This is a genomic window from Acinetobacter seohaensis, assembly GCF_056431365.1.
Genome location: NZ_JBWKMK010000137.1, coordinates 16140 through 40209, shown reverse-complemented (window position 1 = coordinate 40209; position 24070 = coordinate 16140). Strand labels below are relative to the sequence as shown.

Annotated in this window: 21 protein-coding genes, 2 tRNA genes and 1 pseudogene; 14 read left to right on the top strand and 10 right to left on the bottom strand. The window is 42.7% G+C overall.

The window, feature by feature from the left end; all coding sequences use genetic code 11:
* Nucleotides 1–111: pseudogene (locus AC07E5_RS13035) on the bottom strand (IS982 family transposase); the annotation flags it as partial.
* Between the two features lie 243 nt (nucleotides 112–354).
* On the opposite strand from AC07E5_RS13035, the gene AC07E5_RS13030 reads away from it, so the two are divergent.
* A complete protein-coding gene (locus AC07E5_RS13030; protein WP_253131921.1) occupies nucleotides 355–804 on the top strand; it encodes a hypothetical protein in 450 nt (149 codons plus the stop codon).
* A gap of 11 nt (nucleotides 805–815) precedes the next feature.
* Here AC07E5_RS13030 and AC07E5_RS13025 read toward each other — a convergent pair whose 3' ends face one another.
* The 3 genes from AC07E5_RS13025 to AC07E5_RS13015 form a co-directional block, all read right to left on the bottom strand.
* Nucleotides 816–1127, bottom strand: a complete 312-nt coding sequence (locus tag AC07E5_RS13025) for a hypothetical protein (protein WP_019838218.1) — start codon at nucleotides 1125–1127, stop codon at nucleotides 816–818.
* A gap of 213 nt (nucleotides 1128–1340) precedes the next feature.
* A complete protein-coding gene (locus AC07E5_RS13020; RefSeq protein WP_004974423.1) occupies nucleotides 1341–2228 on the bottom strand; it encodes an SDR family NAD(P)-dependent oxidoreductase in 888 nt (295 codons plus the stop codon).
* 307 nt (nucleotides 2229–2535) lie between these two features.
* Nucleotides 2536–3813 carry an O-acetylhomoserine aminocarboxypropyltransferase/cysteine synthase family protein gene (locus AC07E5_RS13015; protein WP_004974425.1) on the bottom strand — a complete coding sequence of 426 codons (1278 nt, stop codon included), beginning with the start codon at nucleotides 3811–3813 and terminating at the stop codon, nucleotides 2536–2538.
* Between the two features lie 281 nt (nucleotides 3814–4094).
* Between AC07E5_RS13015 and ettA the strand changes: the two genes are divergently transcribed.
* Complete coding sequence (ettA, locus tag AC07E5_RS13010; protein ID WP_004974427.1) at nucleotides 4095–5756, top strand: energy-dependent translational throttle protein EttA; 1662 nt, start codon at nucleotides 4095–4097, stop codon at nucleotides 5754–5756.
* A gap of 128 nt (nucleotides 5757–5884) precedes the next feature.
* Here ettA and AC07E5_RS13005 read toward each other — a convergent pair whose 3' ends face one another.
* The 5 genes from AC07E5_RS13005 to AC07E5_RS12985 all read right to left on the bottom strand — a co-directional run bounded on the left by AC07E5_RS13005 (nucleotide 5885) and on the right by AC07E5_RS12985 (nucleotide 8562).
* Entirely contained in the window at nucleotides 5885–6226 is a 342-nt protein-coding gene (locus tag AC07E5_RS13005) for a hypothetical protein (RefSeq protein WP_004974430.1), read from the bottom strand.
* Between the two features lie 153 nt (nucleotides 6227–6379).
* Nucleotides 6380–6455 (bottom strand) — tRNA-Glu (locus AC07E5_RS13000).
* A gap of 36 nt (nucleotides 6456–6491) precedes the next feature.
* Nucleotides 6492–6567, bottom strand: a tRNA-Ala gene (locus AC07E5_RS12995).
* Between the two features lie 57 nt (nucleotides 6568–6624).
* Nucleotides 6625–8133 (bottom strand): glutamate--tRNA ligase, encoded by a 1509-nt coding sequence (gene gltX, locus AC07E5_RS12990; RefSeq protein WP_498625614.1) that lies wholly within the window; start codon nucleotides 8131–8133, stop codon nucleotides 6625–6627.
* Nucleotides 8134–8274: 141 nt separating this feature from the next.
* Nucleotides 8275–8562, bottom strand: a complete 288-nt coding sequence (locus tag AC07E5_RS12985; protein ID WP_004974433.1) for a hypothetical protein — start codon at nucleotides 8560–8562, stop codon at nucleotides 8275–8277.
* A gap of 504 nt (nucleotides 8563–9066) precedes the next feature.
* Here AC07E5_RS12985 and AC07E5_RS12980 point away from each other — a divergent pair.
* From AC07E5_RS12980 to AC07E5_RS12945, 8 genes are all read left to right on the top strand, one after another.
* Nucleotides 9067–10080, top strand: a complete 1014-nt coding sequence (locus tag AC07E5_RS12980) for a sulfate ABC transporter substrate-binding protein (RefSeq protein WP_096901291.1) — start codon at nucleotides 9067–9069, stop codon at nucleotides 10078–10080.
* Nucleotides 10081–10277: 197 nt separating this feature from the next.
* The gene (gene rsmH, locus AC07E5_RS12975; RefSeq protein ID WP_004974437.1) at nucleotides 10278–11189 is read left to right on the top strand and encodes a 16S rRNA (cytosine(1402)-N(4))-methyltransferase RsmH; all 912 of its coding nucleotides are present in this window, start codon (nucleotides 10278–10280) and stop codon (nucleotides 11187–11189) included.
* 11 nt (nucleotides 11190–11200) lie between these two features.
* The gene (gene ftsL / locus AC07E5_RS12970; protein ID WP_104852659.1) at nucleotides 11201–11530 is read left to right on the top strand and encodes a cell division protein FtsL; all 330 of its coding nucleotides are present in this window, start codon (nucleotides 11201–11203) and stop codon (nucleotides 11528–11530) included.
* Between the two features lie 12 nt (nucleotides 11531–11542).
* Nucleotides 11543–13366 carry a penicillin-binding protein PBP3 gene (gene ftsI / locus AC07E5_RS12965; RefSeq protein WP_131260649.1) on the top strand — a complete coding sequence of 608 codons (1824 nt, stop codon included), beginning with the start codon at nucleotides 11543–11545 and terminating at the stop codon, nucleotides 13364–13366.
* Between the two features lie 10 nt (nucleotides 13367–13376).
* A complete protein-coding gene (locus AC07E5_RS12960; protein ID WP_131260648.1) occupies nucleotides 13377–14870 on the top strand; it encodes a UDP-N-acetylmuramoyl-L-alanyl-D-glutamate--2,6-diaminopimelate ligase in 1494 nt (497 codons plus the stop codon).
* A gap of 9 nt (nucleotides 14871–14879) precedes the next feature.
* Nucleotides 14880–16289, top strand: coding sequence for a UDP-N-acetylmuramoyl-tripeptide--D-alanyl-D-alanine ligase (locus tag AC07E5_RS12955; protein WP_498625610.1), 1410 nt, complete (start codon nucleotides 14880–14882; stop codon nucleotides 16287–16289).
* Nucleotides 16290–17408 (top strand): phospho-N-acetylmuramoyl-pentapeptide-transferase, encoded by a 1119-nt coding sequence (gene mraY / locus AC07E5_RS12950; RefSeq protein ID WP_019836136.1) that lies wholly within the window; start codon nucleotides 16290–16292, stop codon nucleotides 17406–17408.
* Between the two features lie 71 nt (nucleotides 17409–17479).
* Nucleotides 17480–18283: a putative RNA methyltransferase gene (locus tag AC07E5_RS12945; protein ID WP_498625608.1), complete on the top strand. Its 804-nt coding sequence runs from the start codon at nucleotides 17480–17482 to the stop codon at nucleotides 18281–18283.
* Nucleotides 18284–18405: 122 nt separating this feature from the next.
* On the opposite strand, the gene ponA is transcribed toward AC07E5_RS12945, so the two are convergent.
* Nucleotides 18406–20958: a penicillin-binding protein PBP1a gene (gene ponA, locus AC07E5_RS12940; RefSeq protein WP_498625606.1), complete on the bottom strand. Its 2553-nt coding sequence runs from the start codon at nucleotides 20956–20958 to the stop codon at nucleotides 18406–18408.
* A 169-nt stretch (nucleotides 20959–21127) separates the two neighbouring features.
* Between ponA and AC07E5_RS12935 the strand changes: the two genes are divergently transcribed.
* Genes AC07E5_RS12935 through AC07E5_RS12920 form a run of 4 tightly spaced genes read left to right on the top strand, consistent with a single transcriptional unit; the run spans nucleotide 21128 to nucleotide 24049 of the window.
* Nucleotides 21128–22186, top strand: coding sequence for a pilus assembly protein PilM (locus AC07E5_RS12935; protein WP_004974460.1), 1059 nt, complete (start codon nucleotides 21128–21130; stop codon nucleotides 22184–22186).
* Nucleotides 22186–22821 (top strand): PilN domain-containing protein, encoded by a 636-nt coding sequence (locus tag AC07E5_RS12930; protein ID WP_004974461.1) that lies wholly within the window; start codon nucleotides 22186–22188, stop codon nucleotides 22819–22821. The genes AC07E5_RS12935 and AC07E5_RS12930 overlap by 1 nt, the downstream gene beginning before the upstream one ends.
* A complete protein-coding gene (locus AC07E5_RS12925) occupies nucleotides 22818–23525 on the top strand; it encodes a type IV pilus inner membrane component PilO (protein WP_004974463.1) in 708 nt (235 codons plus the stop codon). The genes AC07E5_RS12930 and AC07E5_RS12925 overlap by 4 nt, the downstream gene beginning before the upstream one ends.
* Nucleotides 23525–24049: a pilus assembly protein PilP gene (locus AC07E5_RS12920; RefSeq protein ID WP_179997195.1), complete on the top strand. Its 525-nt coding sequence runs from the start codon at nucleotides 23525–23527 to the stop codon at nucleotides 24047–24049. Before AC07E5_RS12925 ends, AC07E5_RS12920 begins: the two co-directional genes overlap by 1 nt.
* The last annotated feature ends 21 nt before the right edge of the window (nucleotides 24050–24070 follow it).

Genomic DNA, 24070 nt, shown 5'->3' with positions numbered 1-24070 from the left:
TTGTCTGATACGTTGACGTTTGTTTTCTTGCTTGAGAAATTGCCAATAGATGGGTTCAAATTTTTTGAAAAAATCATCAACAATACAAAAAATTTCTGTAAAATCGTACATGGTAGTTAGAGCCTTTAGGTTGTGTCGTAACTTTCTAAATGGCTCTAACTACCTTTTTTTCAAGGGCTTTTCTTATCCGTAATTCGGGTTAACTTAGACTCAATTAGTAAGGAAGATGTTAAGAATGGTCTTAAGATACCTTTGTTCAGGTGTGTCTATCTAGATTCTTTTACTGGTTATTTTGAAGTTGCGAAACGGAATAAGTTTACTTTTTTTCAGGAGATTCAAGATAAGTCATTAAGTGTGAAAAGTTGGCAAGACTATATAAAAAAAATGAACCATATTGAAGAGCAGGTTGATAGCTCTATGAATCATATTTTATTGACAATTAACTCTATTAAGGGTAAGAGTCACAATTTAAAAATAGATGACTTGAAGTCCGTTAATAAAATTATTTCTCCAATTAGTTTTCTTTTTAAACACTTTGCTTTTCAGGAGGAGCAAGAGTGTAGAATGGTTGTCATAGATAAAATTGAAAGTGATAAAGTTATTTTAGACAACTCTGATAAAGCTAAGTCTTATATTGAATATACTCAACCTACAAATAGAGATATAAAAAATATTTATATTGGTCTCGCTTCCTCATATAAAATGTCTGAATTTTTAAAAAAAATGAAAGACTCAGGAGTGAAAAGCTGCCTAAAACAATTGTTTCGGAGAATCCTTATCGTATTTAATGGAAATAGTTTCTAAAGGATGGTTTTTTAAATCAACGGCACAATCCAGCTCACTAAAATGAGCATAATTCCCAAATGTCCAAGTTTACGTGTGACGGCCACTAATTTAGAGGGCGGTGCTTCAAGCTGGCGAGCATATTCCTGAAGATTCAAACCTTGTGAGGCTTTGCTGCTAAATAAAAATACGCCCAAATCAATACAAATTAAAATCGTGCCGACATCGGCAACAACCTCTAAGAGTTCATATTCTTGCTGATAAAGCGCCGTTGCAACCTGATAACTTAAAAATAAGGCAAAGGCAAAACAGCCATACTGTAAAATGAGGGCTAGTGCTCGCATAATCCATTCAAAATACTTAAAACAGCTGTGTTATAGCATAAAAATAAGGTGCAATTGAATGTTTTGTTTAAGCTGCATGGACATAAGATTAAGCTTGTTAACATTATCTCTTGCAGTAGATGTTGCAAGATTGAAATAACGTAATATGAAATGATCGGAAATAAAATAGGCGACCCGTAGGTCGCCTAAAGCAAAACTTGAATTGTGTATAAATTACCAGTGTTCACCTGGGAACAAGCGCGCATACGCTTTTTGTACCCAGTTCAGTTTTTGCTGCTCGCCCACAGAAGCGGTAGAGCTTGGGAATAAGTTATAACCAATCGACATGAGTTTGTTGTTAATGTCTGGTGCAATCGCATAAGTGATTGAAGCCAAACGACCCAAATGTGTCGCAATTTTCTTCGGACGTTTCACAATCGCATAAGCAATTAAATCTGCCGCTTGCTCAGGTGAAAGGGTGGGCACGTACTTATAAATTTTGGTTGGTGCGATCATTGGGGTACGAACCAATGGCATATACACCGAAGTAATCGCAATTTTGTGTGTATGCGCTTCTGCAGATAGACAGCGACTAAACGCATCCAATGCGGCTTTAGATGCCACATAAGCCGAGAAACGCGTTGCGTTGGCTAATACACCAATCGAGCTGATGTTGATGATGTGACCATCTTTACGGTGCATCATCTGCGGCAAAATATTGAGTACCAAACGCACAGCACCAAAATAGTTGAGCTGCATGGTACGTTCAAAGTCGTGGAAACGATCAACCGACTCATGTACTGCACGACGGATTGAGCGGCCTGCGTTGTTAATTAAAATATCAATATGATCGACAGAGGCAAGAATTTGTTGCGATACAGCATCAATAGAGTCCATATCGTTTAGATCACAAGGGAAAACTGAAGCCTTGCCACCACGTGCTTCAATTTCAGCTTTGACTTGTTCGAGCGTTTCCTGAGTACGTGCCACCAAAAGCACATGCGCACCTGCATCGGCTAGCTTATGTGCCACGGTTAAACCAATACCACTCGATGCACCTGTAATAAGGGCAACTTTACCATTTACACGCTGTTGAAAAAGTTTCTCTAATTTTGGCTTCACGCTAATATTCCTGATTTAGATTCCTGAGTTGTCATTTTTATTGAGATTGACGATTCAAATTTCAGACTGAATTTGAACTGTTTTACTTGGCTTTATGATAGCCGATTGCACAAAAAAAGCTATGGAATAAGTGATTGAATTTAAAAATGAATTTAGAGTAATTGCTCTATTTTTGTGAGCTGTATATCTTTATTTTTACCATGAAATAAAGCTAATGCAAAGACATACAAAGAAAAATTAAAATAAAAAAGCATCCTGTTGAAATTAATCAGCAGGATGCCAGTACAAAGTTTGAACTGATGAGTTTTTATACGGCTGCTAAAGCTTGCTCTAAATCGGCAATTAAGTCATCGGCATGTTCAATCCCGATGGATAAACGCACCATATCTTCACTCACACCAGCCGCTTTGAGTTCATCTGCACTCAACTGACGGTGAGTGGTGGTTGCAGGGTGGCAAGCCAGACTCTTGGCATCGCCAATATTGACCAAGCGTGTGAATAATTGCAGTGCATCAATAAAGCGGGTTCCGCCTTCACGGCCATCTTGCACACCAAAAGACAGAATTGCAGAAGGTTTGCCTTTCACATATTTTTGTGCCAACGCATGTTGCGGGTGATCTTTCAAACCTGCGTAATTGACCCATTTCACTTTTGGATGTGCCTGTAAATATTCCGCTACTTTTTGCGCGTTTTCAGTATGGCGTTCCATACGCAGGCTTAAGGTTTCTAAACCTTGTAAAATTAGGAATACGTTATGCGGGCTAATCGCTGCACCTGTATTGCGTAGTGGTACTACACGTGCACGTGCAATAAATGCTGCAGCGCCTAAGGCTTCTACATAGTTCACACCATGGTAACTTGGGTCAGGTGTATTTAAGGCTTTAAAACGCTCAGGATATTTGCCCCAAGGGAATTTACCGCTATCGACAATAATGCCGCCAATAGACGTACCGTGACCACCAATATATTTGGTCAGTGAGTGAATGATGATGTCTGCGCCAAAATCAAATGATTTTTGCAAGACAGGCGTGGCTACAGTGTTATCCACCACCACTGGAATGCCGTATTCGTGCGCAATTTTCGCAATCGCTTCAAGGTCAATAATATTGCCCAATGGGTTACCAATGGATTCTACAAAGACCAGTTTGGTTTTGTCATCAATCAGGTCGCGTAAGCTTTCAGGCTGTTGATAATCGAAGAAACGTACTTCAATGCCTTGTTTAGGCAAGGTGTGGGCAAATAAGTTGTAAGTACCGCCGTATAAAGTTGATACTGAAGCAATGTTATCGCCTGCTTCGGTAATGGTCTGAATTGCGTAGGTAATTGCAGCCATACCCGATGCTAAAGCCAATGCGCCAATCCCGCCTTCAAGTGCTGCAACACGTTGCTCCAATACTGCAGTGGTTGGGTTCATAATACGGGTGTAAATATTGCCTTGTACTTTTAAATCAAATAAATCGGCACCATGTTGCGTATTATCAAAGGCATAAGAAGTGGTTTGGTAAATAGGCACAGCCACGGCTTTGGTGGTTGGTTCTGGGCTATAGCCTGCATGAATGGCCAAAGTTTCGTCTTTATAGGTCATGTTTACTTCATCTTCGTGAGTTAAATTGGTTTGAGTCTAGCACTTTTAAATATGAAAGAAAGTGTAAAAATGCTGCAATATTTAGCTGTAAATTTGATATAGCAGGCAAAAAGTCCTGTGCTTATCCGCTGATCGCTAGAGTTGTAACAAAGCATGCAAGATGTTTGTGGTGTCTTATTTTTTCTCCGTATTCAGGTATAATACCCGATTATTTTTTCGCTCATTAGAGCAGGGGCTGCTCATCTGAGCCCCAGATTTGGTTTTCTATTGAGGAGTCCTACGTGGCCCAATATATTTATACGATGAACCGAGTGTCGAAAATGGTTCCGCCTAAGCGCGAAATCTTGAAAGACATCTCCTTATCATTTTTCCCAGGTGCGAAAATTGGTGTGCTTGGTTTAAACGGTGCAGGTAAATCGACTTTGCTCCGTATTATGGCGGGCGTAGATAAAGATTTCTCTGGTGAAGCTCGTGCACAGCCAGGCATCAAAATTGGTTATCTTGAGCAAGAACCACCACTAGACCCGAGCAAAGATGTACGCGGCAACGTGGAAGATGGTGTGCGTGAAGCTTTAGATGCTTTAGAGCGTTTAGACCAAGTTTTTGCAGAATATGCAGATCCAGATGCAGATTTCGACAAACTTGCAAAAGAGCAAGAGAAGTTAGAAGCGATTATCCAAACTTGGGATGCACACAACCTGAACAATCAGCTTGAACAAGCAGCGGCAGCATTAAATTTGCCAGCTTGGGATGCTGATGTTAACAAATTATCGGGTGGTGAGCGTCGTCGTGTGGCTTTATGCCGTTTGTTATTGTCTAAACCAGACATGCTGCTTCTAGACGAGCCGACGAACCACTTGGATGCAGAATCTGTATCTTGGTTAGAGCGTTTCTTAAAAGACTTCCCGGGTACGATTGTGGCAATTACCCACGACCGTTACTTCTTGGATAACGTTGCAGAATGGATTTTAGAACTTGACCGTGGACATGGTATTCCATATCAAGGTAACTACTCTTCATGGTTAGAGCAGAAAAATAACCGTTTAGAGCAAGAACAGAAGCAAGAAGAATCTTTTGCTAAAGCCTTGAAAAAAGAATTGGAATGGGTACGTTCCAATGCGAAAGGCCAGCAAAAGAAAAACAAAGCGCGTATGGAGCGTTTTGAAGAGCTTAACTCGCGTGAATTCCAACAGCGTAACGAAACTTCTGAAATTTATATTCCACCTGGCCCACGTTTAGGGAACAAAGTGGTGGAAGTGGAAAACATCAGCAAGTCATTTGGTGATCGCTTACTTTACGAAAACCTTTCCTTTACTGTGCCGCCTGCAGCGATTGTGGGGATTGTCGGTCCAAACGGTGCGGGTAAAACGACTTTATTCCGTATGATGACTGGCGAGCAGCAACCTGATACGGGCAGCGTGACTTTAGGTGACTCGGTAAAAGTGGCTTATGTCGGTCAGATTCGTGACACTCTAGATGATGACAAAACTGTTTGGGAAGAAGTTTCTGGCGGTTTAGACATTTTGAAAGTGGGCGATTATGAAATTGCATCGCGTGCTTATATTGGTCGCTTTAACTTTAAAGGTCAGGATCAGCAAAAACGCGTTGGTGAATTGTCGGGTGGTGAGCGTAACCGTTTACAACTGGCAAAAATTCTACAGCAGGGCGCAAACGTGATCTTGCTGGATGAGCCATCAAACGACTTGGATATTGAAACTTTACGTGCACTGGAAGATGCAATTTTAGTCTTCCCAGGTACAGTGATGGTGGTATCGCACGACCGTTGGTTCCTAGACCGTATTGCAACGCACATCTTGTCATTCGAAGATGAGCAACCAGAATTCTTTACAGGTAATTATACTGAGTTTGAAGAATATCGCCGTAAGAAATATGGTGATGATCTGGCAACCAAACGTAGCAAATACCGTAAAATTGGCGCTTAAGTCTAAAAACTTGAGTTCTCATTAAAAAAACCAGCCGAGAAGGCTGGTTTTTTTATATTTGCTCGATGATGTGGTCTTGTGATCAACCTAGCAACATTTTTCTTAATCTAGATGTAGACCAGTGAGGTTTAAACTTCCCACTCATGTGCACATTCACGGCACTTCCATTTTTTTTGTGACTGCATAAAGGCTTGCATAGAAATTTTGAAATCAGGCAAATCACGATAAAATAAGAAACCTGCAATTACACACAGCACAAATACCGCCACAGTAATGCTTTGTAAGGTTGTGCCTGCACCATCACCAAAAATCCACATGGCGATACTGATCAAGACAAGAAGTAATAAGACAAATACCGCTGGAATAAGCATCACCAAGCTTTTTGGCACCACAGGACGCGGTGTTGTTTGACCTGCCTGCGCAACAGGCATGATTTTTGGGCTTTGACATTTAGGGCATCGGTATTGCATTACAACTCCAAAATTCTAATCTGATCGTTATTCTAACCAAATGTACGGCAAATCAAAAACAGTCTGTCAGAAAACAGGGCAATAAAAAAGCCCAAGTCATTGCTTGAGCTTCTTTATAAGATGAAGATAAGTGCTTTATATTCATCTTGAATATGGCGTCCCTACGGGGATTCGAACCCCGGTTACCGCCGTGAAAGGGCGATGTCCTAGGCCTCTAGACGATAGGGACTTGATGAGGCAACACAGGTAAAGCCTTATTTAAACTTGGTGGAGTCAAGCGGGATCGAACCGCTGACCTCTACAATGCCATTGTAGCGCTCTACCAACTGAGCTATGACCCCAGTCTGTGTGAGCGCAATATTAGGGCTATTGCGCGCACACGTCAACAAAAAAATGAATTAAGCTGGATCAATTGCATCATTTTTCGGCAATTTGATGCTTTCATTCAGTTTTTCCCAGACTTTAACTTCTTTTTTGCTTGGTCCGCCAACCACTTCTAAGGCATGACGCAAACGCGCAAAGGTCAGGTCAGGACCAATGGTGACCATGGTTTGCATCACAGGTGTAGATGCGGTTGAACCTGCAATTGCAATAAAGAACGCAGGCATGAAATCACGCAATTTGATTTCCATTTGGTTGGCTAAATCCATTAGGGTTTGGCTCACCGTGTCGTTGTTCCAAGTAAATAGACTTTCTAAACGCCAAATTGCAAATTGTAGGCTTTGACGCACTTGTTCTTCAGACAGTTTTTTACTTTCAAACTGTTCCTTGCTTAAGCTTGGGAAATGGTTGAAGTAATGTGCAGACCAATTGACCGCTTCTGAGAGTAAATTAATACGCGGTTGAATCGCGGCAGCAATCTCTTCCAATTTGGCACGATCTGCTTTCCAAGCCAATAAGGTATCTAACAGCTCAGCAGGTGAAAGCGCTTTAATCCATTGACCATTCAGCCAATTGAGTTTTTCCACATCAAAGATAGGGCCGCCTAGTGAAACACGTTGAATATCAAAGTGTTCAATCATTTCGGCTAAGGTGAATTTTTCACTTTCATCTGGCATTGACCAACCCATGCGACCTAAATAGTTCAGCAAAGCTTCAGGTAATACGCCAATGTCTTTGTAGTAGTTGATTGAAGTTGGGTTTTTACGTTTAGATAATTTTGATTTGTCTGGGTTACGCAACAATGGCATGTGGTATAACACAGGCATATCCCAACCAAAATATTGATAAAGCAATTGGTGTTTCGGTGCCGATGGAATCCATTCTTCACCACGAATCACGTGAGTGATTTGCATCAAATGGTCATCGACCACGTTGGCCAAATGGTAAGTTGGCAAGCCATCTGTTTTCAGCAAAATTTGCATATCGACTTGCGCCCATGGAATTTCCACTTCACCGCGCAGCATGTCATTAAATTTACATACGCCTTCGGTTGGCACTTTCATACGAATAACATGCGCTTCGCCTGCCGCTAAACGACGCTGCACTTCATCTGCAGACAAGTTTAAACCACGACCATCGTAGCGCGGGCTTTCACCACGTGCTTGTTGTTCTGCACGCATTTGATCTAGTTCTTCGCTAGTAGCGAAGCAATAGAAAGCATGCCCTTGTTCAACCAATTGCAAGGCGTATTGCTTATAAATATCCATACGTTCAGATTGGCGATACGGTGCATGTGGGCCGCCGATATCTGGACCTTCTGCCCAATTTAAGCCTAACCAACGCAATGAATCCAAAATCATTTTTTCAGATTCAGGGGTTGAGCGCAGTTGGTCAGTATCTTCAATACGAAGAATAAATTCACCACCGTGTTGTTTGGCAAAACATAAGTTAAACAAGGCGATATACGCTGTTCCCACGTGCGGGAAACCAGTAGGAGAAGGCGCGATACGAGTACGAACAGTCATAAGCAAAAATTAATTCAAAATGTAAATTGCAACCATTATAACGAAAAAGCCCAAGTACTTAATGTTAAATTCAACATTCTGTACTTGGGCGTTTCAACTGCATTTGAAAAGGGGATTAAAGGCAGTGAGTTTGATGCAGACTTATGAGTTACCTTGCGGGAATAAGGCTTGTACGAAACGGCTAAAACGCTGATTTTGCAAGGCAAAGAAATTTTGAGTTGGGGCAAGATTAATTGAAGTCAGCACTTTTAAATCATTATTCGATTCAAACTTTTGCTTGTCTGCCTGTTTTTGCTGGGTAATGGCTTTTTCAATTAAAGAGCCTTTTGCCTCAGTTAAATTGGTTTTGCTTTCAGCAGATTTGATCACTGCACTGTGACCGACTGTACTTAAGCTGAGTAATACTGCGAACATGAGTTTAGATTTCATTTTGATTCCCCCTTTCCTTTATGAGTGAACTCACAATTTATAAATTGTTTTAATCACTTTAATATTTAATCACAAACATCATAACAAAAGTAGATTTGCGTCACACTCTTAATAAGATCTTTATCATCATTTATTCACTATATACCGATTTTTCAGATGATCTTTGATTTAGAACATGTTGTAACAAACAACTGTGGAGATATCGTGAAGATTGTTACAAAAGTCACAATAAAATAGTTTTGAAGCGGGTTTGATTGCTGTGATGTCGCTTATTTTACCGTTGAGTCTAAAAACGGATCAAAGTTTTATTCACTTTTCATATATCTAATCCATAAAAAGGTATAAATTTGGAATAAACGCCGCATCTTGAATTAAATTGATTAAAAACAATTAATTAAAGCTAAATTATTTGAATTTAATCATTTTTTGCATGTTTTTTACAAATTGCGCAGCGCCTGAGCATTGCATATATTGAGCGACAGATTAAAGGTGATGTGTGCTGTAATGAAAACTCAATTGAAAGCTTTATTGGCTGCTGCGCTATTGGCAACAGGTTTTGCTGCAACGACTGCTCAGGCTGCAGATCGTCAGTTTTTAAATGTATCGTATGATGCGACCCGCGAATTTTATGATGAATTTAACAAGTCGTTTGGTCAGTACTGGAAAAAACGTACAGGTTTAGACGTCAACTTTAAACAATCACATGGTGGTTCAGGCAAGCAAGCGCGTTCTGTGGTCGATGGTTTAAAGGGCGATGTCGTAACTTTGGCATTGGCGAATGACATTGAAGAAATTGTAAAGTCAGGTCAAATCCAAGCAGGTTGGCAAAAAGAATTTCCTCATAACTCTGCGCCTTATACCTCGACCATCGTCTTTATGGTGCGTAAAGGCAATCCGAAAAACATTAAAGACTGGAATGACTTAACCAAACCAGGCGTACAAATTATTACCCCTAACCCGAAAACAGGTGGTTTGCCACGTTGGGTGTATTTATCGGCTTGGGGTTATGCAGAAAAGCAGCCGGGCGGCTCTAAGGCCAAAGCGCAAGAATTTGTGGGCAAGATGTACCACAATGTAAAAGTGATGGATTCGGCAGCACGTGCGTCGATGACTACATTTGCTGAACGTGGCATTGGTGATGTGTTGTTGACTTGGGAAAATGAAGCCCTTGTAACTTTAAAAACCTTAGGCAAAGACAAGTTTGATATTGTTTATCCATCTATTTCTATTTTGACTGAACCTTCGGTGGCAATCGTAGACCGCACAGTAGAAAAAAATGGCAATAAATGGTTAGCGACAGGCTATATCAACTATTTATATTCACCTTTAGGTCAGGAAATGGCGGCTAAGCATTTCTACCGTCCACGTAATGAAAAAGTCCTTGCAAAATATGCAGCACAATTCCCGAAATTAAAAACCTTCACGATTGATGAAGTGTTCGGTGGCTGGGAAAATGCACAAAAAACACATTTTGTGAATGGTGCGATTTTCGACCAAATTTATAATACTAAGCGTTAAACAGATATCCATTTTCGGCTAATCTTTTATTGGATTGGCACACAAAAAAATCTCTACGGAGATTTTTTTGTGCTTTAAAAAAGTCAAAAACGGTTTTCCCTATGGAAAGTAATATTTATCTACAAAAAGACGTTTGGAGCTTTGCCAAAACAAGGTAATAATGTGCAGTTACATTTTAGCTGTATTGATTGAACCTTATGTCGCATATTTCTGTATTACTTCATGAAACTGTTGATGCCGTGTTGGCAGATCGCAATACAGGAATTTATGTCGATGCCACCTTTGGACGAGGTGGACACACGCGTTTGTTGTTATCCAAATTGGATGCGCAGGCACGAGTCTATGCCTTTGATAAAGATCCACAAGCTTTGGCCGTGGCAGCAGAATTGGCGCAGCAAGATTCGCGCTTTCAGATTATTCATGCCAGTTTTGCCGATATGCAGCAAGCGTTGAATGATTTGGGCGTCACTCAGGTCGATGGTGTGATGGCCGATTTAGGCGTGTCGTCACCACAGCTAGATCAGGCAGAACGCGGTTTTAGCTTTATGAAAGATGGCCCGCTTGATATGCGTATGGACAACTCACAAGGCCCGACTGCGGCAGAATGGCTGGTGGATATTGAAGAAGAAGCCTTAGCCAATGTGATTTTTCAATATGGTGAAGAGCGTTATAGCCGCCGTATTGCCAAAGCCATTAAACAGGCGGGTTATATTGAAACTACCGCACAATTGGCTGAAATTGTAAAAGTTGCCCATCCGAAGTGGGAAAAAAACAAACACGCTGCAACACGTACTTTTCAGGCAATTCGTATTGCGATTAATAAAGAATTAGAAGATATTGAAAACTTCTTGCCGCAAGCCGTTGAGGTGTTAAAACCCGAAGGTCGTTTGGCGGTAATTAGCTTCCATTCTTTGGAAGATCGTTTAATTAAACAGTTTATTCAAAAAGAATCGAGCCTGCCTGAAGATTCGGGTTGGGGCTTGCCACAACAGCAACAAGATACACGTCGATTGAAAAAAATATCACGTGTGCGTGCCAGTGATGAAGAAGTCAAAGCCAATCCACGCTCACGCAGCGCATGGCTACGTGTTGCAGAACGATTAGCTTGAAAAGGCCAATAATGAAAACTGAAACCGTTGAAAAAAATCAATCTCAAGTGCGACTGAAAAAAATGGTCGCCTATTTTATTTTATTGGCGCTGGTATTTATCAGCGCGATTATGGTGGTGTTTCAAGTGTTTGAATATCGCCATGATTATCGTGAGCTGAGTTCTTATATGCGCGAGCGAGATGACTTAAATGCCGAATGGGGGCGTTTGTTAATTGAACAGCAGACCTTTGGTGCAACTGCACAAATTGGCACCCGTGCGGTGACGCAACTGCGTATGTATTCACCGCCCGCACCGCAAACTGTGGTGATTTCTTTGCCTACAACCTCAGAACAACAATAAGGCGAGTTGCACATGGTCGATACGCGTAAAAAGCAAACCCGAAAGAAACAGCAATCGGTAACTGGAAAAAATGCCATTCATGTAGAAATGTGGCGTTTTTACTTAATGTGGGCTGTGGTACTGCTGGTGTTCGTGGCACTGGTGGGACGTGCTTTTTATGTGCAAATTGTGAACCATGACTTTTTACAAAACAAAGCCAATGCCAATATTTTAAGAACAGAAAAGCTCAAAGCTATGCGCGGGGTGATTTATGATCGCCACGGTGTGCCTTTGGCAATTAGTACCCCTGTAATGAAAGTGGTGATTGATCCACGTGATTATTTTGACAATAAAAAACTGTTTGAAGAAATTACAGCCGAGTTGGAAAAAAATCCGACCAGTCGTAAATTGCAGCGTCAATTGCCAGATAAAAACTTGAATTTAGATGAACTTGCCGATGCAGTTGGGATGGATCGCCAAGAACTGAAAAATAAAATGAACGAGCGTCCGCGTTCACGTTATTTGGTTTTACAAAAAGAAGTGCCGCCGCAACAGGCAGAGCTGATTCTAAAACGTAATTTCCAAGGGGTATATACCGAGAAAAACTATAAGCGTTATTACCCGCAGCCACAGCCCAATGCGCAAATTATTGGCTTGACCAATAGCGAAGGCACAGGTATTGAAGGTTTGGAAATGCAGCTGAATACCCGCTTGGCAGGCGTGGATGGTGAACAGCAAATCGTGCGCGATAAAAAGGGTAACCGTGTCAAAGACCCAGAAGTGGTGAGAGAGGTTGAACCGGGTGAAAATATTACTTTAAGTATCGACTCGCGTTTGCAATACATCATGTACCGTGAGTTGACTGCTGCAGGGGTGGCCAATAATGCACGTTCTGCGACAGCCATTGCGGTAGATGTTAAAACAGGTGAAATTTTAGCGATGACCAGTTGGCCGTCGTATAACCCGAATGACAAAAAAAGTTTGTCCAATAAAGATGCCATGCGTAACCGTGGCGCGGTCGATTCTTTTGAGCCGGGTTCGACCATGAAACCGATGACGGTGGCAATGGCACTGGAAAGCGGTAAATATTCACCGAATACCGTGGTCAATTTAAGCGGTGGTTCAATGCGGGTGGGTAATCACACCATTCGCGATACTCATAATTATGGGTCACTGACTCTGGCGGGAATTATCCAAAAATCGTCAAACGTGGGTGTGGCGAAAATTGCTTTATCTTTACCGTATGCAACCTTACCGACTTTTTATAAGCGTTTAGGGTTTGGTGCACGTTCTGCTGTTAAATTCCCGGGTGAAAGTGCAGGTTTAATCTTGCCGCCAAGTAAATGGAATGTATCAGAAGTGGCGACCATGTCCTATGGCTATGGTTTAAATGCCACTGTGCTGCAATTGGCAGATGCCTATGCCATGCTGGCCAATAAAGGCGTTAAAATGCCGCTTAGCCTATATAAGCTGGAAGAACAGCCCAAAGGCGAACAAATTGTTGATGCTAAAATTGCCGATCAAGTTCTACTGATGATGGAAGCCGTAACGTTACCCGGTGGTACGGCACGTCAAGCCAATATTCCAGGCTATCGGGTTGCAGGTAAAACGGGAACAGCGCATAAACTTCGTGCAGACCGCAAAGGCTATTCACAGACTGAATATCGTGCCTTGTTTGCTGGGGTTGCGCCAGTCAGTGATCCGCGTTTAGCCATGGTTGTCGTGGTGGAAAATCCAACAGGACAGTATTATGGTGGTTTGGTGGCAGCGCCTGTATTTGCTCGTGTGATGCAAGAATCTTTACGTTTAATGAACGTACCTTTAGATAAACCTTTAGAAACTCCCAACATCCAATAACAGGTGACGCATGTCGATTCGCTTTCAAAATATTTATCGCAGTTCCCGCGTTGCAGATTGGATGATACAAGACTTTCAGGGCTTTCAACTTGACAGCCGCCATGTGACAGTAGGGCAAATTTTTATTGCCCTGACCAGTTTGTCGCAGCCTGAAAAAACCGCACAATTTGCACAAGCAGCTTTAGATCAAGGTGCTTTGGCGGTGATTTCGGAAACTGAACTGGCAGTTGCCAATAATTTGGTGGTGCCAGATGTGCGTCAGCGCATGGGACAGTGGCAAAAACAATATTTACAAGCACGACAGCCTGTACCTTTAGCGCGTATGCTTGCAGTCACGGGCACCAATGGTAAAACCACGATTTCCCGCTTAATTGCTGAGTTGTTAATGTTACAAGCCCAACGCTGTGCGGTAATGGGCACCACAGGCAACGGAATTTTGCCTAATTTGGAAGCTTCAACACATACCACTTTAGATGCCTTACAACTGCAAAATGCTTTATACAGCTATGCACAACAGGGGGCAAAATTTGCCGCAATTGAAGCCAGTTCACATGGTTTGGAGCAAGGGCGCTTAAATGGCTGCGATATTGAAATTGCGGTATATAGCAACCTGAGCCGTGATCATTTGGATTATCACGGTACTTTAGAGGCGTATGCTGCAGCCAAAGCCATGCTGTTTCAGTTTGCCAGTTTAAAAGTTGCAATTGTCAATTTAGATGATGAATATGCTGGGATCATGTTGCAAGCGGCGCAACAGAACCCTGCGCAACCGAAAATTTTGACTTATTCCACGCAGCAAGCGGCAGACTATCAAGTACAGCAGATTGAATACAGTCTGAATGGTGTACGTTTCCATCTACAAACTGCTACGGCAGAATATGTGGTGCAAAGTCCGTTGCTCGGACATTTTAATGTTGAAAACTTGGTCGCGAGTTTAATCGCAGCAGAGCAAGCAGGTTTTGCATTACAGGATTTAATACACACGACTGCACAACTCAAAGGCGCACCAGGGCGTATGCAAGTGTTGCGTGATGCAGAGCGTTTATTTGTGGTGGATTATGCACACACGCCAGATGCCCTAATTCAAGTGTTGCAAACCTTAAAACGCCATGTCAGCGCACAGCTTTGGGCGGTGTTTGGCTGCGGTGGAGATCGGGATCGTGGTAAGCGCCCACTGATGACCCAAGCGGCATTGGACTATGCCAATGTTGTGCTTTTGACTTCAGATAACCCACGTACTGAAGATCCTTTGCAAATTTTTGCCGATATGCAGACAGGTGTCGATTTGTCGGTGGCACAGAGCCATGAAATTCATGATCGTCGTGAAGCGATTAAATATGCAGTCAAACATGCACAGTCAGGCGATATTGTCTTGATTGCAGGCAAAGGTCATGAAAACTATCAAGAAATAGATGGGGTAAGACACTGGTTTGACGATGTGGTTGAAGTGCAATCTGCGATAGATGCACAGCATTGTTCACCTTCTGCTTATCCTGCCCAATAAGGAATTTGTATGCACACTTCCACCACCAGTACCGCAATTTTAGAACCTTGGACTGCCGAACAACTCAAACAGGCAACACAGGGTTATTGGTTCAATGGGCAAGCACCGCAAGGCGAGATTAAACGTATTTTAACCGATTCACGCCATGCTGAAGCAGGCGATGCCTTTTTGGCTTTAAAAGGTGAGCGTTTTGATGCGCATGATTTTGTGGCACAAGTAGCGACTCAGGGCTGTTCTATGGCAATTGTCAGCCAGCCTGTAGACGCAGATATTTGCCAATTGGTCGTGCCTGATACCCGTTTAGCTTTAGGACACTTGGGCGCATTTCGTCGTCAGCAACATCCTCAATTAAAAGTGATTGCGTTAACAGGCAGTAGCGGTAAAACCACCACTAAAGAAATGCTCGGTAGTATTTTGTCACGTTTGGCACCGACTTTAATTACCCGTGGCAACCTGAATAATGACTTGGGTGTGCCGATGATGTTGTTGGAGTTGAATGCAAGCCATCAATATGCAGTGATGGAATTAGGCGCCAGTCATCAAGGTGAAATCGATTACACCTCAAACTTGGTGCAGCCGCAGGTGGCAGGCATTATCAATATTGGTACTGCGCATTTGGGTGAGTTTGGTGGACGTGAGGGCATTTGTCGGGCCAAGTCTGAAATTTATGCACATATTGCCTCGCAAGGTACAGCGATTGTCCCTGCTGCCGATGATTTTGCCGAACAGATTCAGCAAGCGGTTCAGTCAGAACAGCGTCTAAGTTTTGGTGAAGGCGGTGATGTGTTTGCGACAGACATTCAGTTGCAGCCACAATCGGCAAGTTTTTGTTTAAATACCACGCATGGTGTGCGTCAGATTCATTTGCCATTTGCAGGTGAACACAATGTACAAAATGCTATGGCTGCTGCTGCTTTTGCACTGGCAATTGGTGTGAGTTTAGATGATATTGTCGCAGGCTTGGAACAGGCACAGGGGGCAAAAGGCCGTTTGAACTTTATTCAGCAAGGCACACATTTATTCATTGATGACACCTATAATGCCAATCCAACCTCTATGCGTGCTGCAGGTGAAGTCCTTGCACAGCAAACAGGTGTGCGAGTTATGGTCATTGGTGATATTGGTGAGCTGGGCAATAGCGCAGCACAACAGCACTATATGTTGGGGCGTGATTTGGTGTCTATTCGTGGCATCAACTTTGTGGTGGCAGTCGGTGAATTTGCACCTGCGACCCAAGAAGGTGCGCGCAGTACCCAATATGGAAAAAAATTACAGGCTTTTGTCACTCAAGAACAAGCCTTACCGTTTTTAATTGATCTGGTAAAAACACATCAACCTCAGTCCATGAGTTTCCTATTTAAAGGTTCTCGTTATACCCATATGGAAACGTTGATGGCTGCATTGATGGAGAAAATTTAAATGCTGTTATGGTTATTTGAACAGCTGGCGGGCTATAACAGCTCGTTTCAGGTGGTTCGTTATTTAACATTACGTTCATTACTGAGTGTATTGACTGCGCTTGGCATCGGTTTGGTGCTAGGCCCTGTGATGATTCGTAAACTGCAAGCATTAAAATACGGTCAGGCAGTCAGCTCTTATGCACCTGAAGGGCATGCCAAAAAAATGGGTACGCCAACCATGGGCGGGGTATTAATCCTGCTTTCCATTGGTATTTCGACCCTATTATGGGCAGATTTATCTAACCCTTACGTCTGGATTGTACTGGCGGTCATGGTCATTTTTGGCGCTGTAGGCTGGGCAGATGACTGGATTAAAATTCGCTACAAAGACAATGCGGGTTTGCCTGCGCGTAAAAAATTCTTCTGGACTTCGGTAGCATCATTGGGTGCGGGTATTGCGTTGTATGTGATTGCAACACAACAGCCAAATCCTGCACAAACCGCAGATATGTTGGATGTGTTGATTCCATTCTTTAAAGATTTCAGCATTCCATTGTCTTTGATTCCACTCGGTATTGGCTTCATTATCTTTACCTATTTGGTAATTAACGGTGCCTCAAATGCGGTGAACCTGACTGATGGTTTAGATGGCTTGGCAATTATGCCAATCGTATTAGTTGCAGCAGGTTTGGGCGTATTTGCCTACTTGGCGGGGGATGTTCGTTTTGCCGATTATCTGCATATCCCTTATGTGAAATATGCGTCTGAGTTGGTGGTGATTTGTGCCGCGATGATTGGAGCAGGCTTGGCCTTCCTGTGGTATAACGCGCATCCAGCACAAGTCTTTATGGGCGATGTCGGTGCACTGTCTTTAGGGGCAATGCTGGGTACGATTGCCGTCATGGTACGTCAGGAAATCGTGTTTGCGATTATGGGTGGGGTGTTTGTAGTTGAAGCGATTTCGGTATTCCTGCAAATTGGCTCACTACGTATGCGCAATAAACGGGTATTCTTAATGGCGCCGTTGCATCACCACTATGAAAAGAAAGGCTGGCGTGAAACTCAAGTGGTGATTCGTTTCTGGATTATCACAATTATGCTGGTGGTTTTAGGTTTAATGACTTTAAAATTACGTTAAGCCTATCCAACCGAAAATTTTAAAAGTCGGCACTCGCCGACTTTTTTATGTGGTTCACTCTGGAGAAAATGATGAATTTGCTGATGTGTCCTGTGTGTCGTCAGGTATTGCAACTGCATGATCGAACATGGCGTTGTGCCAGCAATCACAGCTATGATGTTGCGAAACACGGCTACGTCAATTTGCATGTGGTGCAGCATAAGCACAGTAAAAATCCGGGGGATACACCTGCTTCGGTGCAGGCACGTCGCGCATTTTTAAGTGCAGGGCATTATGCGCCCTTGCAACAGGTAGTGGTGCAAAAAATTCGCACCTTACGCATCGAAAATTTGTTGGATATTGGCTGTGGTGAAGGCTATTACACCGCAGCCATGCAAGGCGAAGTGTTGCAGTGTGTCGGGGTGGATATTGCCAAGAATGCCGTACAAGTGGCGGCGAAACTGAATCCCGCAGTGACTTGGGTGGTGGGGACAGGGGCAACTTTGCCTGTTTTAGAACATTGTATTGATTTATGTACCAGCTTGTTTAGCCCAATTCCGCAACAGGAAATTTTGCGGGTTTTAAAACCACAAGGCTATTTGTTGGTAGTAACGCCTGCGCCTGAGCATTTATTGGCGATGCGTCAAGCTTTGTTTGAAGAAGTGAAGCCGCATGAACCTGAAAAATTTATCGCTCAATTGCAAGATGACTTTGATTTAGTCGATGCTAGCGTGGTAGAAACACCATTACAGCTCAATCAAAGCGATTTAAATCATTTAATTGCTATGACACCTTATGCCTATAAAGCCAAAGCAGAGCGCCGTCAGGCTTTGGAACAACAAACCCAATTTGACGTGACAGCACAGCATCAAATTTATCTGTTTCAGAAAAAGTAAGTTTGAGTGCTTCTGTCAAACTCATACTTTTGAAAAACTGACTGTCAGTAAAGTTTAAGTTGTACCCATAAAAAAGCCCTTATTTTTGTAAATGAGGGATTTTTCTGACTGCTTGTCTGTTGTTACAAGACTTCGTCAATTAAGTTTTCTAACGCATCGGGAGCAGGTTTGGGTGCTGCATTCGGTTTGGCAGCGCTGTTGTTTGGCGCTTGCATGGCAGGCGGTGCAGCGTTGTTAGGAATTAACACTTCCTCGCCTGGTAAATCGTCAAAATCACGCTCAGGCGCACGTACTGGTGCTGCAGGTGCAGGTCGATACAATGGTCGTGCCAATGGCGGTGAAGCACGATAATCCTGCTGTTGTTCTGCGCTCATTTGATTGAGTTCACGCTGTGGCGCTTTGGCTTTGCTGTCCAAACTGACCCAAGCTTCAGGTGTGCCTTTGAGTGCATTACCCATAAAGTCTGTCCAAATTGGCAGCGCTGCGATACCACCGTATTCACGACGTCCTAAAGTGGTCGGTTGGTCAAAGCCGACCCAAGCTACGGTCACCAGTTTACCATTGAAACCTGCGAACCAAGCGTCTTTGGCATCGTTGGTGGTTCCTGTTTTACCACCAATATCACCACGACCAATTCTAAGTGCAGCACGTCCAGTACCGTGTTGAATCACGTCACGTAAAATATTGGACATATCATACGCCGAGCTAGATTTTAAAATACGTTGTGCCTGTTTGTACTGACTACGCTCTGCCAATAATTTTGGATCTTGTTCAGCTTGTGCCAGTTTTTTATTGGTCACTTCAATCACTTCATCATCTGGCGTGGTGGTTTCGGCACTTTCCAGCGTTTGTTCTTTGGCGTTAATACAAGCAATACAGGCATATTCAGGATTAGCTTGATAAATCACTTTGCCATAAGCATCTTCAATACGGTTAATGAAGTGCGGTTGAATACGGTAACCCCCGTTGGCAAAAGTGGCATAGCCCGTGGCCATTTGAATAGGAAGAACTTGTGGCGTACCCAATGCAATGGTGTAGTTACGTGGAATCTGATCTTCCTGTAATCCAAAATCCATGAACAGTTGGCGGGTGCGCTCAATTCCCACATTTTGCAATAAACGCACCGAAACCGTGTTACGAGATAAATATAGCGCACGACGCAATGGGATCATGCCTAAATGACGACCATCGGAGTTACGTGGTGACCATTTGCCAATGGTGATTGGACTGTCATTGACCATGGTGTGTGGCGTCATACCACGCTCTAAAGCCAGAGCATACACAAAAGGTTTGATGGTGGAACCCGGTTGACGCCAACCTTGTAAAGTACGGTTGAACTTAGATTGATAGAAATTATATCCACCGACCAACGCTTCAATGGCGCCATTATTTGGGTTAATTGCGACCAATTGACCTTGCACTTTTGGTACTTGTACCAATGACCAAGCAGTTTTATTTTCATTTGGACGTAAACGGACAATATCTTTAACTTTTACAATCTGTGCCGCGCGACTTGGCGCATTGCCTACACTGTTGGCATTGCGATAGGGGCGTGCCCAAGACATACCTGACCACGGTACAGTAACCGTTGTGCCATCTTGCATTAACGCTTCAAAAGAATTATTCAGCACTTTGCTGACTTGCGCAGGGTAGGTGTTGGCATAAGCACGAAACTCATTCAGCGGTTTGTCGTGTGCCTCTGCACCACGCCAGCCGTGGCGACGGTCATAGGCTTCTAAGCCTTCTTGTACCGCCTGTTCTGCATACATCTGACGTTTGCTGTCTACCGTGGTGTAAACTTTATAGCCCGAATCAACCGCTTGTTCGCCAAATTTACTAACCAGTTCAGCACGCACCATTTCACCAATATACGGATGTTTATTGCTGATGCTGCGGTCTGGCATATCTAAATTAATGGGTTCAGCAATGGCTTTTTGGTATTCATTTTGGTTGATATAGCCCAGTTGCAGCATACGCCCCAAAATCCAGTTACGACGTTCTAAAGCACGCTCAGGATTCACCACTGGATTGTAGCGTGAAGGTGCTTTAGGTAAGCCTGCAATCATCGCCATTTGTGCAATTGTCAGCTCTTCTAAGCTTTTGTTGTAATAAATTTTGGCAGCTGCCGCGATGCCATAGGCATTTTTACCCAAAAAGATTTTATTGACGTATAAAGTCAAAATTTCTTCTTTGCTCAGGTTCTGTTCAATTTTACGCGCTAAAAAGATTTCGGTGAGTTTACGCTTTAAAGTACGATCAGGGCTGAGATAATAGTTTTTTGCCACTTGCATGGTAATGGTTGAGCCGCCAGTTTGCACATTGGAGCCTGTTACCGCCTCGCTCAACGCGCGCCCTAAGCCTTTGAAGCTAATCCCACTGTGTTCAAAAAAGGCAGAATCTTCTGCAGCTAAGAATGCAAAAATGAATTTTTCAGGAATATGTTCATAATCGACAGGCACAGAAAGCTTGCCGCCATACTCGGCAATTAGCTCATTATCGGCACTATAAACCTGTAATGGTTTTAATAATGGCGCTTTTTTTAAGGTGGTCATTTCTGGCAAAGATGGGGCAATATAGAGATACATGCCATAGAAACCCATCGGTATTGCGACCAAAATTATAATTATGATCAAAAAAAATGGATGAACACGACCCGAACAAGATAGCTTTTTCATAACAAGTGCGTTTTAATAAGCGCTAATAGCAAACTAATTGCTGGTCAGTATAGCGAGTAGATTTACGGATTGTTAGATGAATTATTGTATCCGTAAAAAATTATAGACCAGCGCGGATTAGTAGGTTAAATTTTTTTGGGGATAAAAAAATAATAGGAATGGTACTATTGTGCGTAGGTTATATCGTAAGCCAAGTAAGGGGTTAATAGGTGTAGATATTAGTTCTACTTCTGTTAAGTTATTAGAACTCTCTGTTAAGAATGGTAGATACTGGGTCGAGAGCTATGCGCTGGTCCCACTTCCAGAAGGCAGTGTGGTTGAAAAAAACATTCTCAATCCAGAAGCAGTCGGGGATGCGCTTGAACGTGCATTGAACTTAGCAAACACGCAATCTACATCTGCAGCATTAGCAATTCCAACCTCAATGGTGATTACCAAAATCATTGAAATGGATGCAGATATGACTAGCGATGAGCGTGAAGTTCAAATTCGTATGGACGCCGAGCAATATATTCCATTCCCATTAGATGAAGTCAGCCTAGACTTTGAAGTCCAACCAGACCGTTTAGCCAATCCAAACCGAGTCAATGTGTTACTGGTTGCAACACGTTTAGAAAACGTAGAAGCACGAGTAGAAGCATTGGAGTTGGGCGGCTTGACAGCCAAAATTGCCGATGTCGAAAGTTTTGCCATCGAAAATGCCTTTAAAGTGTTCTCCGATACCCTGCCAATGGGTGTGAACACCATTGGTATTTTGGATATTGGTCATACCATGACCACCTTGTCGGTACTGCAAAATAACAAAATTATTTATACCCGCGAGCAAACCTTTGGCGGTAAGCAGCTGACACAAGAAATTCAAAACCGTTATGGTTTGTCGTATGAAGAAGCAGGACGTGCGAAAAAAAGCCGTACTTTGCCAGATGACTACGATGTAGAGGTGCTCGAACCGTTCTTAGAAGCGGTGGTGCAACAAGCGGCACGTTCATTGCAGTTCTTTTTCTCATCTTCACAATTTAACGAAATTGATCACATTTTATTGGCAGGGGGGAATGCCAATATTCCAGGTCTTGCGAAGTTGTTGCAGCAAAAACTGGGCTACCGTGTGACCATTGCCAATCCATTCTTACAAATGGGCTTCTCTCCACAAATCGACATTAAAAGAATTGAAAGTGATGCGCCGTCATTGATGGTGGCATGTGGTTTAGCAATGAGGAGTTTTGATTAATGGCAAAGATTAACTTACTCCCTTGGCGCGATGAGCTAAGAGAAAAACGTAAAAAAGAATTTATTGTATTTTGTATTGCAGCGGCTGCTGTTGGGGTGTTATTGGTGGCTTTGGCGTGGTTCTTCTACAACGCGAAGTTACAAGATCAAGAACAAGCCAATCAATTGGTGATCAGTACCAACCAAAACCTAGATGTACAATTAAAATCTTTAGAAGGCTTGCAAGAACAGCGTAATGCTATTGTTGAGCGCATGAAGCTTATTCAGGGCTTACAAAGTCAGCGTCCAATTGCCGTGCGTTTGGTGGATGAATTGGTGCGTGTGACACCAAGCAATATGTACTTAACCAAAGTGAGCCGTACAGGCAATAAATTCACTTTTGAAGGCAAGGCTGAAAGTCCAAATACTGTGGCTGAATTCTTGCGTAATTTGGAAGCATCGCCGTGGTATCGCAATGCATTTATGAATTCATTCTTAGCCAAAGAAGAAAATAAAGATAAAGCACCAAGCTCTGTGGTTCCTCGTGTAGAGGAAAGTTACGGTACTTTTGTAGTAACTTCAGATTTAGAAGAAATTGCAATTCCAGTAACACCAACAGAATCTAATTCAACATCAGCAGCGGGGGCAGCACAATGAGTCTCGATGAATTTGATGAAGTAAATCAGGATGCTGCTGTTGCTCCGAAAAAGAAAATGACAGTTGAAAAGTTTTTTCAACAGTTCAATACCCTAGATCCTAACAATTATGGTGCTTGGCCACTTTCGGTCAAAATTACCTGCTGGATTTTTATTATTTTCCTGATTCTAGCTTTAGGTTACTTTGTCGTAATCAAGCCAAAGTTAGATGCCATTGCAGCAGCACATACACAAGAACAAAACTTGTTAAATGAGTTCCGTGAAAAAGATTCTAAATTGCGTAATTTGCAGCAATACCAAGCGCAATTACAAGAAATGGAAGCGAACTTTAACCAACAACTTGAACAATTGCCAAAAGAAACTGAAATTCCAGGTTTAGTTGAAGATATTAACGTCACAGGCGTGAATTCAGGTTTGAAGTTTAAAAACATTCGTTTAGAGAACGAAATTAAACAAGAGTTCTTTATTGAACAGCCAATTTCAATTGAAGCGACAGGCGATTATCATGCCTTTGGTTCATTCGTAAGCGGTACAGCAGCATTGCCACGTATTGTGACCATGCACGACTTTGAAATTGTGGCGACTGAAAATAAAGACAAGAAAACCGATATTCCGCAAGTGACCTATAAAGCACAAGCAAAAACTTATCGTTATGTCGGCAGTGCAGATGCACAAACCGCGGGTAATGCTGGAGGAGCGAAATAATGAAAATTGAAAAGCTTTCGTTGGCTCTGATGGCAACTTTGTTGATGGTGGGATGTGATTCACGGATTGATGCAGTCAATGCACAAATGGCTGAAATTCGTAATCAGCCACCACTACCCATTGAACCTGCACCTGTGTTTGAGCCTGCACCAACCTTTAACTATGCAGCACACCAGCTCAAAAGCCCATTTATGCCAAGTTCATTGGCGGCAGAGCTTAAAATTATGGCAGGGAAGCGCGTTTATCCGAACCTTGCTCGCCAGTTACAACCACTGGAAAATTACGCACTTGAGTCACTGACTATGAAAGGCAGTATGCGTCAAAATGGTCAAATTTTGGCATTGATTCAAACACCTGATGGTGAAATTGAGCGTATCCAGCGTGGTAGCTATATGGGGGTAAATCATGGTCGTGTGGTGAATATTACACCTACACAAATTGATTTAATCGAAATTATTCCAGATGGTCGTGAAGGTTATGTAGAACGTCCAAGAAGTTTAGTTTTAATTGGGCCTGCGCCATAAATTAAAGGAATAAAAATGAAT